Origin of the sequence: Novosphingobium sediminis (assembly GCF_007991615.1) — a bacterium.
GTDB lineage: Bacteria > Pseudomonadota > Alphaproteobacteria > Sphingomonadales > Sphingomonadaceae > Novosphingobium > Novosphingobium sediminis.
The window spans coordinates 1-15,752 of sequence record NZ_BJYR01000028.1; the positions used below are offsets into that span (position 1 = coordinate 1).

At 62.4% G+C, this 15,752-nt stretch carries 7 protein-coding genes; all 7 read left to right on the top strand.

Translation table 11 applies throughout. The features are described 5' to 3' along the window. The coding region (locus NSE01_RS21370; RefSeq protein ID WP_170233905.1) for a hypothetical protein at positions 1-1,720 on the top strand (1,720 nt) is incomplete at its 5' end. After that, positions 1,721-7,762, top strand: a complete 6,042-nt coding sequence (locus NSE01_RS18555; RefSeq protein ID WP_147161160.1) for a DEAD/DEAH box helicase — start codon at positions 1,721-1,723, stop codon at positions 7,760-7,762. A 37-nt stretch (positions 7,763-7,799) separates the two neighbouring features. Beyond that, positions 7,800-10,004 carry a hypothetical protein gene (locus NSE01_RS18560; protein ID WP_147161161.1) on the top strand — a complete coding sequence of 735 codons (2,205 nt, stop codon included), beginning with the start codon at positions 7,800-7,802 and terminating at the stop codon, positions 10,002-10,004. An 8-nt stretch (positions 10,005-10,012) separates the two neighbouring features. Next, positions 10,013-10,756: an OmpA/MotB family protein gene (locus NSE01_RS18565; RefSeq protein WP_246135290.1), complete on the top strand. Its 744-nt coding sequence runs from the start codon at positions 10,013-10,015 to the stop codon at positions 10,754-10,756. After that, positions 10,753-10,932 (top strand): hypothetical protein, encoded by a 180-nt coding sequence (locus NSE01_RS18570; protein ID WP_147161163.1) that lies wholly within the window; start codon positions 10,753-10,755, stop codon positions 10,930-10,932. Before NSE01_RS18565 ends, NSE01_RS18570 begins: the two co-directional genes overlap by 4 nt. Before the next feature lie 6 nt (positions 10,933-10,938). Next, complete coding sequence (locus NSE01_RS18575; protein WP_147161164.1) at positions 10,939-12,144, top strand: EH signature domain-containing protein; 1,206 nt, start codon at positions 10,939-10,941, stop codon at positions 12,142-12,144. Further along, on the top strand, positions 12,144-15,713 hold the full coding sequence (locus tag NSE01_RS18580) for a DEAD/DEAH box helicase (protein ID WP_170233906.1): 3,570 nt from the start codon (positions 12,144-12,146) through the stop codon (positions 15,711-15,713). The genes NSE01_RS18575 and NSE01_RS18580 overlap by 1 nt, the downstream gene beginning before the upstream one ends. Positions 15,714-15,752 lie beyond the last annotated feature (39 nt).

The following is a 15,752-nucleotide window of genomic DNA, read 5'->3' on the forward strand; positions in this document are numbered from 1 at the left end:
TTCGGTCGATCTGTTTGTCGGTTCGCCCCATGTTTCCCGCAACAGTGCCGGCGATCTGGTCTTGCGCCAGATTGGCAAGCGGGAATGGCGCCCGGCGCCGGGGACACTGCCAATCGGGCATTATGAGGTGGGCTTGCGGCATGATGGTATCATGCTCGACCGTCGACGCGTCGGGGTGCTGCCGCCACAAGCAGAGGTGCGAACGGTGTATCGGGCGAACCGGACAGAATTCGAACTCGCGGGTTTCGGTTCCGTTTCGATCACCCCTGCAGGGGATGCGCCGGTAATGGCGGCCACCAGTGGTGATCGCTGGGTGCAGCGGCAGCAAGCGGGGCAGGTGTATCGCTTCGATGCCTGCATCGAATGGCCGAATGCGCCGCCGCTGACGGTTTCCATCGCCTTTCCGGCAGAGGCCTGCATCGCCCGCTGGGACGGGCAGGTGCTTGCGCACCGCACAGTGCTGACGCTCGATGATCTGAGTGACCTCGTGGCGATCGATCGCGGTGATATGACCCTGCTGGCTGACCTGCGTGATCTGCGCGGCGGCTCGCGGGCGGAAATGGCGTGGTCCTTCGCGCGCGAGATGCCGATGAGCGCGGTCGCGGCGGATATTGCCAGCCTGCTGCTACCGGCCTCGCTCGATGCCGAGGTGGTGCTGGATATGAACAACGGCATCAATACCAATTGGCATGTCCGGCAGTTTCCGTTCGAGCTCAAGAAGGAAGGTAGCGGCTTCGTCGCCAACCGGGCGATTGCAGACGAAGATGTCCAGCTATGCGGGCGGGCCATCGCTGATCCGCTCAAGGAAGTCTGCTTCGGACCCTATTCGCTGCTGAGTGACGCGAACCATCGGCCGGTGCAATTGCCGGATGGGTTGCAAGGGGATTGGCTGGTCTTCCTGCGCCGCGGCGATCGGGTCCTGACACGCCCCGCGTATATGGGCTTTGGCGGACTTTCTGAACCGGTCGGGCTGCTTGCGCAGGCCATGGTGCAACCGCACGGACCGCTGCAAAGCAGGGCCCTTGCGGCATTCCTTGATCTGGCTTGTGAAGATGGCGCGGACGGAGAAGCCGCGCTGGGCGAGTTGCTGGAGCTGGTCACGAGCATGCGGGGGTTGCCGCCGGTCACTTTCAATGTCCTGCCGATGCTGTCCGCAAATCCCAGGGTCCTGGCCCGGATGGCGTTTCGCGCGAACCCCACGCAGCGCGATGCCGTCATGCATCTGGCGCTTGCGCTGCCCTTCGCGTGGTTCACCATTCCGCGCGACTGCTGGGCTGAGGCGAGGAACGCGGCCGGGCTGGTGGCGATGACACTCCTGCAGGAATTGCCCGATGCGCCGCGCTTCGCGCTGCAAATGGTGGATGCCGTGCAGAAGGCTTTGGTGGAGCAGCAACCTTTGCTGGCGCCTGTTTTCGGGCAGGGTGATCCGGTCGATTTGGAGACCGCCACGCAGGCGTTCCTGCGCAGGGCAATCGGCCGAATTCCTCGGGGTGATGGCACGCGTTACCGCAGCAAGCTGGGTGACCGCCTGCCCGCATACTTCCTTCGGTTTGATACGGCTGTGCTCGATGCGCTCGACGCGCCGTGTGCGGCCGCGCTGGCAGTTCTGGGTGAATGGACACCTTCGGCCGAGGATATCCGCGAGCTGAAGCTGGCCGCCCGGACCTTCCCGACCTGGTTCTCCGAGGCGTTTGCCGCCTCATTGTTGGAGCAAGCATAAGTGACCCACGCCGATCCCAGCGGCATGCCGGACCGCCCAGCCACCGGACCGCTGCGCACGATGCAACTGCTGCGTGAACGCTCGGTGGAAGCTGTGCTCGGCCGCTCGGGCTTGAACCATCCTGCGCTTGTTGCGGAGATTCGGCGGAAATTCGGCGCCACCGAAGTCAGCTCGGGCGCTTTGGTACGAGAGCCGGTTATCGAAGGCGCGGCGCCGTTCCTGGTGGAAGGTCGCACTTTTGCCGATTGCAGTGGCAGCTTGCTGCATCCCGATGTGATCCGCGCGATTTCGAGCGACAAGGCGGGGGACTACCGGTTCCCACCCGAAGCGCAGCCTTATCGCCACCAGATCGAGGCGTGGGAGCACCTGACAGCGCCCGAGCGCAATTCGGTGCTGGTTTCAAGCGGGACCGGCTCGGGCAAGACCGAATGCTTCCTGATGCCGCTGCTGCACGACCTTGCAACAGAGGCCAGCCAGACCGGCCGCCTGTCTGGCGTGCGGGCTCTAGCGCTCTATCCTCTCAATGCCTTGATCGCGAGTCAGGAGGAGCGCCTGCGGGCGTGGACAGCTCCATTCGGCGACAAGGTGCGCTTTGGCCTCTATAATGGTCTGACACCCGAACGGCTGCGCGCGCAGGACAAACCCGGGCCAGAGCAGGTTGGTGACCGCGAGACGCTGCGAAAGGATCCGCCGCCGATCCTCGTGACGAACGTCACCATGCTGGAATACATGCTGGTGCGCCGGATCGACCGCCCGTTGGTGGACAATAGCCGCGGCCAGTTGCGCTGGATCATCCTTGATGAAGCCCACAGCTATGTTGGCTCGTCCGCTGCTGAAATTGCGCTGCTTCTCCGGCGTGTCCTGCTGACGTTTGGCGTCAAGGCGCAGGATGTCCGCTTCGTCGCGACCTCTGCCACCATCGGCGGCGAAGGCGTGGATGTGACCGACGAATTGCGGCACTTCCTGCGCGATATTTCAGGGGCCGGCGAGCGCAAGATCAAGGTAGTCCTCGGCCAGCGCGAGGACGTGCTGCTCCCTCCGCCTGCGCCGTCTTCCGCGCTTGCCGCACAGGATCTGATGCGCCGCGATGCGGTCGCGGCCAGCCCTGCGGTGCAGGCTTTCGTGCGCGAGGCCGAGCGCGGCCCGGTGCCGCTGGCGCAGGCTGCCAAGCTGCTCGCCGCCGTTCAGCAGCCGCTGGAAGACGTCATCGAGGCGATTGCCGATGACCGCGACAAGCAGCGAGGGCCCTTGCTGCCCCTGCGCATTCACGGCTTCTTGCGCGCAGTGCCGGGTCTGTGGAGTTGCATCAATCCCGATTGCCGCGATGCGCCGGTCGAATGGCCCTATGGCGCGATTTCCTGCGAGAGGGTCGACACTTGCCCCTGTTGTAGCGCGCCTGTGCTGGAAATCATGTCCTGCGCCGAGTGCGGCGAACCTTACCTGGATTGCGAGGAACGCGGCGGCAAGCTTCAGGCACGCTTTACGCCCCCTGTTCAGGACGAATTTGCCGCGCTGCGCGAACGCGAGCTGACCGATGAGGATGCGGCCGATCCGGCTGAGGACAAGGACGGCGATGGGCTTTACGATGCGCAGCGCCTGTCCATCGCGGTGCGGCCGCTGCGCGGGTGCCGCGATGCGCATGTTGAGCCGCTGACCGGCACTCGGCATGATCAGGCTGCGGACGGCACGCGGCCTTACCCGGTTCACGCGGTGGATTCCTGCGGGGCCTGTGACGCGGCGGTTTCCAAGCGCATGAACGCGATCCTGCGTCCGTTCCGCTACGGCGCGCCCTATCTCATCGGCAACGCGGCACCCGTGATGCTGGAAGGCGTGGAACCGCGCAAACTGGAAGCAGCTGGCGCCTATCGTCCTCCTGCCGAAGGACGCCAGCTGCTTTCCTTCACCGACAGCCGGCAAGGCTCCGCGCGCTTTGCGGCCAACCTCCAGACCACGTCGGAACGGGCCTTCGTGCGTGGGTTCGTGTACCATGCCGTGCAGGGCAGCATGGTTGCAGCGGGCGATGATGACCCCGAGGTCGTGAAGCTGCGCGGCGAAATCGCGACACTGGAAGGCGTAGGATCGGAGGCGTTGGCCGAGTTGATCGCCAACAAACGGTCAGATCTTTCAGCGTTGACCGCGCCCAATATGAACGGCCTTGCATGGCCGGAATTGCGCAGGGGACTGGCCGCGCAGCCCGAGGTTCACACGTGGATGACAAAGGTTTGGGGCTCGCGTGAAGAGCGCTTCCGGAAGGATCCGCTGGCGTTTGCCGAATTCCTGCTGCTGCGCGAATTCAACCGCCGTCCGCGGCGGGGCAATACGGCTGAAACGATGGGCCTCGCCCGGTTGCGGTTCGATGCGGTCGACAGCGCCAGAACTGTACCAGCCCCGCTCTCTGCCAAGGGCAAGGGCGTGGACGATTGGCAAGGCCTGCTTTATGCGATCATCGACATGTCCGTGCGGGGCCGCACTGCCATCAGGATTGACTGGTCCGACCAGCATTGGCTGCATGCGCGCCAGCCACTTGCGACGCTGCTCCCCCCTCGTGAGAAGTCCGAGGCAAGCCGCGAATTGACATGGCCCTTTGCGAGCAAATCAGGGGTCCGCTCCAACCTTGTTGCGATATTGGAGAAGGCGCTCGGGCTGGATCGTAGCTCGGATGAAGATCGCCGTGATCTGAACGAGGTGCTCGAAGCGGCTTGGTCGGCCTTGCAGCCTGCGCTCTATGCCCCCGAGCGACCGGGGTACGCGCTCGATTTCGCGAAAGCCCGGATTGCGCCGGTCATCGATGCATGGCGATGCCCCGTGACCGGAAATGTCCTTGCGGCGACCGCCTTGGGATTGACGCTATATGGCCATCGGGAAGGGGTTCGCCCGGCAGATCTGGCGCCCAAGCCTCTAGTGTTTCCGAAGCTTCCGGCTCCTTTTCCCAAAGGTGCGCAAGTCAGCGCACTGCGTGATTGGCTCGCCGCAGACCCGTCGATCCAGGCCTTGCGCGATCAAGGTGTCTGGATAAACCAGCACGACCGCATTGCACTCCTTTCGCCCTATACCCGTGCCGCAGAGCATTCGGCGCAGCAGCCTGCTGATCGCCTGCGGCGGTTCGAGGCGGAATTCAAGCGCGGCGAAATCAACATCCTGAACTGTTCGACCACGATGGAAATGGGCGTGGACATCGGTTCCGTTTCTGCCGTGATGATGACCAATGTGCCGCCATCGCTCGCCAACTATCGCCAGCGCGTCGGTCGGGCAGGGCGCCGCAAGCAGGGATTTGCCAGTTCACTGACTTATACGCGCGATACGCCGCTCGACCGCGAAACGTTCCGCGATCCGGCCGCGTATCTCCGGCGGCAGACCCGCGCGCCCAAGGTGCGACTGGATAGCCGCCGCATTGTGCAGCGCCATGTAAACGCCCTTTTGCTGGCGCGATGGTTCGCCGCTGCTGGTGGAGAGGCGCAAAAGACGCAGGCCGGTGCGTTTTTCGGATGCCCGGAGCAAGGCGGGGCAGAGCGCATCGCAAATAGCCCAAGCCGCCTGTGCATCACGTGGATGGCATCGCCCACCGCCTGGCAAGACCTGCACGCCGAAGTGGAGCAGCTTGTCGCAGGGACCGCGCTGGACGGAGACCGCACCGTGTTCGCGGAAGCAGCGCGGGCGCTCGAATTGGCCGAAACGGCCATCGTTTCGGACTGGGAGATGCTTCAGGCCCAGATAGCAACCGCTGGCAAGGAGGAAGGCCGCGCCAGCCTTGAATACCAGTTGCGCAGGCTTGTCCGCGAAAACCTGCTCAAAGAGCTTGTAGTGCGCGGATTTCTTCCGGGGCATGGATTGCCGACAGCAGTCGTGCCCTTCGTGCACGAAGACAAGCGCGGCGACGAAGCCAACACTGAGGGAGGAGCGGGCGACGAGGGCAACCAGCGCCGTCGCAGCTACCCATCGCGAACCCTTGACATCGCCATCCGCGATTATGCGCCCGGATCGGAAGTGGTGGTCAATGGGCTGGTCTATCGCTCTGCCGGGGTCACGCTGAACTGGCAGCGGCCTGCCGATGATGGTCAGGCGCGAGAAGTGCAATCTTTGCGTGTATTCTGGACCTGCCCGCAATGCGGCGCCGCAGATTGCGCTGCCGTGGCGCCAGATCGCTGCCCATCCTGCCGCGATGAACTCCCGTTCGAAGCCTCACGGCGCTTTCTCGAACCTGCCGGGTTCGTAGTCGATATGGGCGAAAAGCCTCACGCCGATACCGACGACGTCAGCTACATACCGCCCGAGGCCGAGCAGATCGTGGCCCGCAACGCTCCCTGGCAACCGCTGGTCGCGCCTGAATTGGGTCGTATGCGCACCAGTGCGGACGGCCTCGTCTTCTATTCCTCACGCGGGCCCGGCCATAAGGGTTATCATATCTGCCTCGAATGCGGGCGCGCGGAATCCGCATCAGAAGCGGGCACCGGCCAGAAGCCGCTGGCAAACCACAGACCCTTGCGCGGCACGCGCCGGAACGCCGATGGGCTTTGCCCCGGCAATGAAAAGTCGTTCAAGGTTACAGCGCCAGTCGCGCTTGGCTATGAAGCTGCAACCGATGTTGCCGAGTTTCAGCCCCAGAGCCTAGAAAACGCAGGCGCCGCCTGGGCTGTTGTCGCCGCATTGCGTGAAGCGCTGGCCAGGCGGATCGGCATCGAGACCGGCGAAATCGGCATCGCGGTTCGTTCCGCGCGCACGCCGCTGGGGCAGCGGACGCACTCGCTCTATCTCTATGACCGCGCGGCGGGCGGGGCCGGATTTGCACCCCAGGCCACCCGCCTGTTTGAAGACATTCTGGCCGATGCCGCGCGCATTCTGGATTGCAGCGCGCCCGGCTGTCGGCGCGGCTGTTCGGCGTGCGTGCTGACTGCGGACTTGTTTGACCAGCAGGAAGTGATCGATCGCAAGGCCGCGCTGGAATGGGCCCAAACGACGCTTGCGGCCCTTGGCACCGTAGCCGATGAGGACCGCGCCGCTCCTGAAGCGCGCTATTGCGCATCACTGGCCGATGCCCTGGTTCAGGCGGCCGAAGATGGCACAAAGGTGGTGACTATCTGGGCGGGCCCGGAAACTGACGTCGCCGGCATTGCCGATGGCTTGTTTGCGTTCACCGCGCGGCAGATTGCATCGCGCGGAACACGCATAGATGTCGCGCTGGAGCCGGATTGGCTGGAGCGGCTCGACCCCGCAGCGCGCCTCGCCCTGCGGGATGCAGCCAAGACGTTGGGACTGGAGCTGCGCAAAGGCGCGGCACCGAAGCAGCCGAATGGCGCGCGAACGTTGGCCCAGACCGATGGGGATCGCGCGAATGCCTGGGTTTCGCGCGAATCTGCCGCGGCTTGCCCCGGACTCGATTGGGGCGGCGCGGCCGTGCGCATCAGCGCGCAGTCGATACCGCTTATGCCAAGAGTTGAACTCGATACGCTCTTGCCAGCTTCGGGAACGCGGTATCTCGAACTGGCAGATGAATTGGACGGTGATCTGATTGGCTTTGGCCAGCGGTTTGCAGCGCTGCTGATGCCGCACATCCGCGCTGCAGGCGGTGAAGGCGCTCTTGCTTCCATCACCTACAACGATCGCTATCTGCAAACGCCCCTGACCGTGCGCCTGCTCGCCGAAGCGGCAAGAGGACTGCGCGATGCGCTGGGCAATCCGGAGCGCCTGCCGATCAGGATCGTGACCAACCCGCTACGCGAAAACGAACGCCAGCCTTTCGCGCCAGACCACGACTGGCAATATGGGGAAGACCGCGATGATGTGCTGACCGGTCTGCTGGAACAGGCCGGGTTTGCGGTTACACTTGAGAGCCACGATGCAACCCATGGGCGCACGATGGCCCTGCGCTTCAGCAGCGGCAAGACTGTCCGCATCGTGTTCGACCAAGGTTTTGGCCCCTGGCGCGCGCCAAGGATCGCCCGGTTCGACTTTGGCATAGCAGCGCCGCAGCAACTGGCAAAATTGTTACAATTCAATGCCCTGATAACTGCCAAGGGCGCAGGGTATATGGTAATTACGTCCTGATGAGCAGGAACAGGCATGTGAATGGGATGGCTTGTAAATGAATAATGAAATAATCCTGCCAAATCAGTTGGTGGCATTGCTGTTCAGCAACAAATGGACGGGTTTTGTACTTGCTCTCAGCCTACTGTTGTGGGCTTGCGCGATCATCATTCGTGCGCGTTTCAAGCATCATCTGCCGTTCGAACAGGCCCTGGATATCCGGATTGCAGCGACCGACGAAGTCGCCCAGCAAGCTACTGAGCGCGATGCGCAGGACGTGTTCGCGCGCAATTTCGAAACCATCGATGCCGCGATGAATAGCGGCGAAGGGCCAGGCGCGAAACAGCTGCTCCACGCGTGGACGCAGTTCAAGGAGACCTTTGTCGACGACAGCTCCCAGACCCTATTTGAAGCAACCGCGCGGCCCGATGGATACTTCCTGCATCTCGGCAGCGAGGGCCGCGTGCTCGCATGGTGGGCGAATATCTTCGTGGCGTTGGGGCTTACTGCAACATTTCTCGGTATCATTGCCGCTCTGGCAGGCGCAGTGGCGACAGTCGGCGGCGGGAACATGCAGCAGATGCAGGCCGGCCTGATGACCTTGCTGACAATGACCGCGACCAAATTCTGGACGTCCATTGGCGGGGTAGGTGCATCGATCATCTTGCGCTGGATGGCGCATAAATGGCAGCGCCAGACCGACCGCAAGCTCGAGACACTGTGCGAGCGGCTTGAATACGGGACCCGCTTCTCCCCGCCCCAGCGTCTTGCCGCCGAACAGCTGCGTGAGCTGAAGCAGCAGTCTGTCGCGTTGACCGAGTTCAGTCACCAGCTCGCCGCTTCGATCGGTGATGCGCTGGGCCAGCAGATGCAGCCAGTCATTTCCGGGCTGTCGGGCATTCAATCATCGCTGAATGAATTCAAGGAAGGCAGCTTCAACCAGATCGGGCAGCAACTCGGCGATGCGATCAGCAAGGGTGCTGGACTTGAAATGCAGGCTCTGGCCGGCGCGCTGGAATCGATGACCACGGGTATTGCCAGCGTCAACGACCGGCTTGAAGGCGCAAGCGGGCAAGCCAGCGAACAGATTTCAATGGCCGCGCGCGAATTCTCTGCGGCATCGCTGGCGATGACAGAGGCCTTTGCGAACCTTAACGGGAACATCGACGGAATGGCGCGCCGCATGGCAGAGCAGGCGCGGGAAGCCGATGAACGCCAGCGCGACCGGGTTAATGAGGAGCGGGAAGCGTTTGCATCCATGGCAAGCGCCCAGCGTGATGCGCTGAACCAGGCCAGCGAGACGATCCGCAGCGCCTCGGTCGCCAGCTCGGACGACATGATCAAGGCCGTGCAAACGGCAATCGGCACTGCGATGGGTGAAAGCTCAAGAGCGATTGGCGAGGCGCTCAAAGGCTTCGAAGGCGCGACCGCCGGCATTCAAAGTGCATTTGACCAGATGCAGGGCCGCGTGGCCGAGCTAGGCGAAAAACTGGCAGGCACCACATCGGACGCAGCAGACCGCAATGCTGACGTGCTGCGCAAGGCGGCCGATGCGCTGGAGCAAGTCGCAGGCCGGACACAAGCGCAAGTGGGCGAAGTGTTGAACGAAGCCCTCCGCCGCTCAAGCGAGGAGGCTGGGCTGATGATCACCCAAGCCTTCGCAAGTTTCGGGGCGCAATTCGCGCAGGCCGGCTCTGATCTGACCGCCACCTTGAATTCGACGGCGGGACGGATGGAGGCGCTTTCCTCTGCCTTCGCGCGCTCGGCGACCTCCGCCGATGGATATGCCGAGACAATTGCGGGCGCAGGACGTGAGGCGCATCTGGCCGTCACCTCGCTGGGGCAAGCGACCCAGGCCTTGGGCGCCAGCACGGCGCCAATCCTCAAGGCAGCAACGGCCATCGAAAGCGCCACGGTGAAGGCCAGTGAAACGGTGCGAAGCCTGAACGACAGCAACGCCCGCTATCATGACCTGATTGAAAGCATGACCGGCCAGATGAAGGAGACCGCACAAGCAGCGGTCACATCTTGGGAAAGCTACCGCAACCGATTTGCAGAGGTCGACAAGTCGCTGGGTGACGCGCTCGACCGCATCCGCAGCGCATCGGCTGAACATGCCACGGCGCTCAACACCGAGGTTGGCCGGATTGACAGGGCGATGGCGGACGCGGTTGATCGTCTGGCACCGGCACTCGATGTTCTGACCGATCTGACGGCCAGCCTTGAAGACCTGGCAGCCCGTCTGCCGATGGCGGCGGAATAATCATGAACATGAGCACGCGCCGTGGCCAGAGCGTCGAAGAAGAGGAGAGCTACTTCATCTCCATGGCCGACATGATGGTCGGTCTTGTTTTTGTATTCATCATTCTGCTGATCTACTTCGCGCTGCAGTATCAGCAGAAGAGCAAGGCCTTGTCTGATGCAGGCGAAGCGCGCGCGCAGATGCTGATGGATATTCGGAACGATATCAAGCGACGCAACCCTCTTTTGCAAGTCACAGTCGATACACGTACCGGCGTTCTCCGACTGCCTGCCCAAATTCTCTTCGCAAAAGGGGACACCGAACTGTCGCCCGAAGGCGGTGCTGCTGTCATAACGGTGGCGCAATCGCTTGCGGCTGTGCTCCCATGTTACACCTATCCGCGGCGAACGGAGAACTGCCGTCCCACCTCGCACGGGGTCGATGCAATCTTCATTGAAGGACACACCGATAGCGACCCGTTGCAGGGGAATTCAATTATCAAAGGCAACCTTGAGTTGTCTGCCTTGCGCGCCACCAATACCTTTCGAAAGATGCGTGAGAATGTTCGCGGCCTCGACTCACTGGGAAACCGCGAAGGCCGCCCGGTTCTCTCGGTTAGCGGCTATGGGGAGGCCCGGCCGATTGACCAGGGACAAGATGAAACCGCCAAGGCGCTGAACCGCCGGATCGACCTGCGTTTCCTCATGGAAACACCGAAGGACGAAGACCTTGTCCAGATGGTCACCAAACCGCAAGGTGGCGGGAAACCATGAGCGACCTGCGCGACACGGCCAACCGCATAACGGGCATGGGCCGGTTCCCGGTTCCTCCGCCGGACAAGAAGCTCGCGATCGAGCGCGCTGCGGATCGTCTTGCCGCAAAGCCGGTGGGTGCCCTTCGTGAAGCCGAGCCGTGGGATGATTTCCTGCGACGGATCGGGGTGATCTGAGCGGACATGGACCCGAGCCAGCTTTCCCGCCGCGATCTGCGCCGCCTTGTTCAGGACATGTGGGGCGATCCGCGCTGCAACGCCATTGCCGCGTCCGCGCTAACGGCAGCTTCCGCAAGTGGTGCAAAAAGCATCGAGCGCACCCTTATATCGGCCTACTTGCGGTACTTCCCGGTCGAGCATCCGGTGTTCCCCGCTTTGGCTGAAGCCGTCTCCGGGTTTGCCGAGCAACACGACTGGCCTTGGCGCGAACGCGGGCGCAATTGGCGACTGTGGGATCCTCAGAACGGACCGACAGCGCTGGCAGAAGCCCTCATTCGCTCCAACGATCCGACGACAGCCTTGCGTGACGCTGGTCTCGACGGCGATCTGGCGCAGGGTGAGTTCGCACTCGTTGCTGTGGCCGCAGCATGCAGGGTGGTTGCCGAAATGCGCGGCGCCGAAGCGCAATCCGCCGGACGGAAGATCATAAGCCTGAGTGCCGCCTTCCCGACGGCGCAGCTTGATGGGCTTGTCTTGAAGGCGCTTCTGGCACCTTGGAGATCGCAGAAGCCTCCGAAGCCGTACCTCGATCAATTGCTGGACTACCTCGTCAAGAAATTCGGCGATCCCCGCTTTCGGCAAGCCCGCTGGCAGACGCTGGCCGAGGACATGAAGGATGCCAACGCCGCGCAACTGGTGATGCTGGTGCGAGGTTGGCTCACCGAGAGGACCGTTCGGGAATTCTTCGACATCATTGCCGCCACCACCACGGATCCGAAGCAATGGGCTGCGCGGCAAGAGTTCTGGTTGGCCTACCTCGACGAAGGCGTGATTGGGGATGCCTGGTTTGCCTTTGGTCGTCAGGCAGAGGCGATGGCGAGAAGCGTGATCAAGGAAGGACAGTTCGGCCGCATCGTGGGTGGCGGTGCAGACGCCAATCAGAGCGCTCTGGTCATGGCGATCAAAGACTTGCGGGTGGTGGAATGGAGTAACAACGGGTCATGCCGATTTTGGCACAAGGATGATCGCAAATCGCCGACCCTCTACAAGCCAGAATATATCGGTACCCTGTTCCGCGACATGAATGGCAGCAGGGGGTTCGAAAAATACTTCGCAGCGATCCCGCATCAAAGTGGCTGGCAATCCAATTTCGCGCGCTTCATTTTTAGCCACACTGGCATCCGGCATCCCAGATGGGGCGAGGGCTACTCAACCGCGCGGTGGTATTGATGGAAACTGCCACCTTCCGTGCAGAAGGCAACCTTGTTCGCTTGTACGCGATGTCGGCCGGGCGCGGCCCGTTTGCCCGCCCGCAAGAACAGGTCGTGCCGTTTTCGGACTGGGTCTCGACGCGTCCACAGCAGGCCAGCGCCGCGGTCGCAGAGCTTCTGAAAGCACTAGAGGACGAAGAAACCGGTCACGATGGCAAGCCTCTGGTTCATCCGGCCGAAGATGGATGCGAGTTGCACCCCGATCTGGTCGCGCGCTTTTGCGATAGCGAGGCCGAAGCACTGGGCCTGCCCGCGGCAACCACGCTCGCGCTTGAACTGAAATCCTCAGGACTGATCCACCGCCCGGGCTTCCGGATCGAGACCGCCTGGACACGGGGCAGCGGGGTTCCCGTTCGGGCGAAGATCTTGAGCGGGCGGCTGCTTGCACAAGGGCAGGAATGGCGCGTTCCCGAACCTTTGCACACCGCACTCCGCTTCGTCGAACAAGTGAACGCATCGCATGATGAGTCCGAGCGGCAGGCTGCACTTGCCGGGCTGAAGGCGGCAATCGGAGATGAGGGCAATACGCGCATTCGCAGCGATGGTGTCATCCAGCGGCTGCGCCTCGCTTATGCGTCAGGCTTCTCGCTGGCGCTGAAGGATACGCCGAACGGTCCTGATTTTGATCCGGTCCTCTTCAACCGCGAGAGGATGTTGAGCGCGCAAGATGGGACTGTGCTGGATCAGGATAGGGATGGCCTTCTCCCTCCTACAATAGCCGCAGGCTTCACGCGCCGGTTCCGCAGCGGCAATGGGACGCGAACGGCATTCCTGCTCGATGATGGGTCTCTGTTGTTCATCGGACCACAGCTGGCGCGCCAGTTGGAGAAGGTGCGGCAGGCGCAATCCGGCACGGCAGAGCAACGCCGCGCATTCGCCGCAGCGCCGCACCGCTACCTTGATGAAGTGCTGGAAAATCCCGACGATGCAGATGGCGCGACGCCCCCCTGTTTTGTCGAAACAACTCAGTTTTCCGAGCGCGTTGCAGGTATAGACATCTGGCGGAAGCCCGTCCTCCCATGGATCAAGCCTAAACCTGGAACTTGGCTGCCAGAGACCTTTGGCTTGCGGATTGGAGACCCGCCAAACGCGCAATCCTTCGAAATTCCGCCAGATAGAGTGGGTACAGCCTTGGCGGCAGCACAACAGGCCGTGCGGGAAGATCGTCCGTTGTTCTCGTTTGAAGGGCAGGCAGTTCCCGCTACGCAAGCGGCCATAACGGCGCTGCAGGGATTGGGCGAGATCGTGGCAGCCGCGCGCGATCAGCGTGGGCAGGTGCCGAGAACGGCGCCTGAAAACCTGATGCAGCGCTATTTCCTTCAGGTACGCGACAACCTTGATGATGTTGCGTTTGCGCCGCTCTCTTCGGCCAGCGTTGCAGTGGAACCGCCGCAGTCGATGCCATCGGCGATGCGGACGACGGCAAAGCCGCATCAGGTCGCGGGCTTCCGCTGGCTTGCCTCCTGCTGGCTGTCTGGCCGGCCCGGCGCACTGCTTGCCGATGATATGGGACTTGGCAAAACGTTCCAAGCTCTCGCCTTCCTGACATGGCTGCGCAGATCTGAAGCAGCCACGGCTTCCGGGCCGATGCTGATCGTTGCGCCATCGGGTCTGCTGGCGAATTGGGAAGCCGAGGCACGTCGACACCTCGAGCCTGACGCTCTTGGCCGAATTGTGCGCGCTTATGGATCTGAACTTGGGCGCAATCGCATAGGCAGCGATCTGGACACGGATGCCGGACGGCCGGTCATCGACCCTCGCGCCTGGTGTGATGCCGGCGTCGTCCTTACGACTTACGAGACCATGCGCGACTATCACATGAGTTTCGCGCGTCAGCCCTTCGCCGCCGTTCTTTACGACGAAGCGCAAAAGCTGAAGAATCCGGCAAGCCAGATCACGCGGGCAGCGAAGACGCTGAATGCGAAGTTTCAACTGGCGATGACCGGCACACCAGTCGAAAACAGGTTGCAGGACTTGTGGTCGATCATCGACGTGGTTCATCCCGGCATGCTGGGTTCGAGCAAGGCGTTCGAAGAGCGCTTCCCGGCACTACCTGGCAAGCTGCGGGAACTGCACGACTTGCTCTCGGAAGAGCAGGATGGAATGCCTCCGGTAATGCTGCGGAGGCTCAAGTCCGAATGCCTCGATAGCCTTCCGGCAAAGCACATCGTTACCTTGCCCGAGCCAATGCCTCCGGCGCAAGCGCGTGCGTATGAGCAAGTGGTCCTGCGGGCCATGGCAGTGAAAGGCATGGGTGAGCGGGGCAGGATGCTCGAAGTTCTGCATGCGCTGCGCAGCGTATCACTGCACCCGGTGGGACCAGACCACGCCGGGGGGCATGCCACTTATCTTGATGACTCTGCGCGACTCGCGGCGACCATGAAAGTCCTCGGCGAGATCGCCAACAAAGGCGAGAAAGCGCTGGTCTTCTGCGAAAGCCTGGCGATGCAGGCATACCTAGCGGCCGAATTGCAACGACATTTCAGGCTCGCGCATCCGGTTGCACGCATCCATGGCGCCATGCTCGCGAAGGCGCGGCAGGCTGCTGTCGATGCATTCCAAGAACGTGCGCCAGGCTTTGACGTCATGATCCTGTCCACCAAGGCAGGTGGAGTGGGCCTTACCCTGACCGCAGCCAATCACGTGATCCACCTTTCGCGCTGGTGGAACCCCGCTGTGGAAGACCAGGCGACTGATAGGGTGTTCCGCATCGGTCAGACTCGCGACGTCACCGTCTACCTTCCTCAGGCCATCCACCCAGACCCGGCCATGGGTCCAACAAGCTTCGACTTGCGTCTTCAAGAACTGATGGAGCGCAAGCGGCAGTTGGGCGAGGGCTTGCTGGCACCGGGTGACAGCGAAAGCGATGCGGACTCGCTGTTCGATCTGGTCATTACCGACGCCGCTTTCGACTTGCCTGCAGCACCAGATCCCGCGCCAACGCCCATCGAGCCAGAAGAGCCTGCGCATCCTAAAGGCATACGCAAGATTCTCGGTCTTGCGCGGAGCATGCCTACGCCTGCGCCGCCGGCCGTGCCCACCAGACCAGTGGCAGACTGGCCACGCCGGGTCGTCTATGAAGAGGGTGGATTACGCGACCGCGCAATCTTTACCGCACCGATCGCAGACGATCCCATCCGCGAACTCGTAATCGTTGATCCCTATGGCGCGGCAGGGGAACATGCTCGGCGCCAGATCGCAGACTTTGCTCGGGTGCTCATAGGCGATGGACAAGGGGTCGAGACCGTCCAATTCATAAGCTTCGATGCAGAAAGCGTCGAGATCCGCGAGTTCGAAACAAGCGAGCGGCAATTCCTACATATGCAAGAATGCTGGAAGAAGACGTTCGGCTCAGCGGTAGATTTGCAGTTCACTCAGGTTTCGCGCCGCGGCAACCGTGGATTGCATGATCGCGAGGTACGCGCCACGACCCGATCGGGCAGGAAACTGATCTGGGACATTGGCAGAGGAATCGCTGGTGTCATGACTGCCCGCCATCGCTGTACCGTCGTGCTGACGGAACTCTAGCAAACATGGGCGGCGATGCTGCCGGTGGCCCTGCAGGAT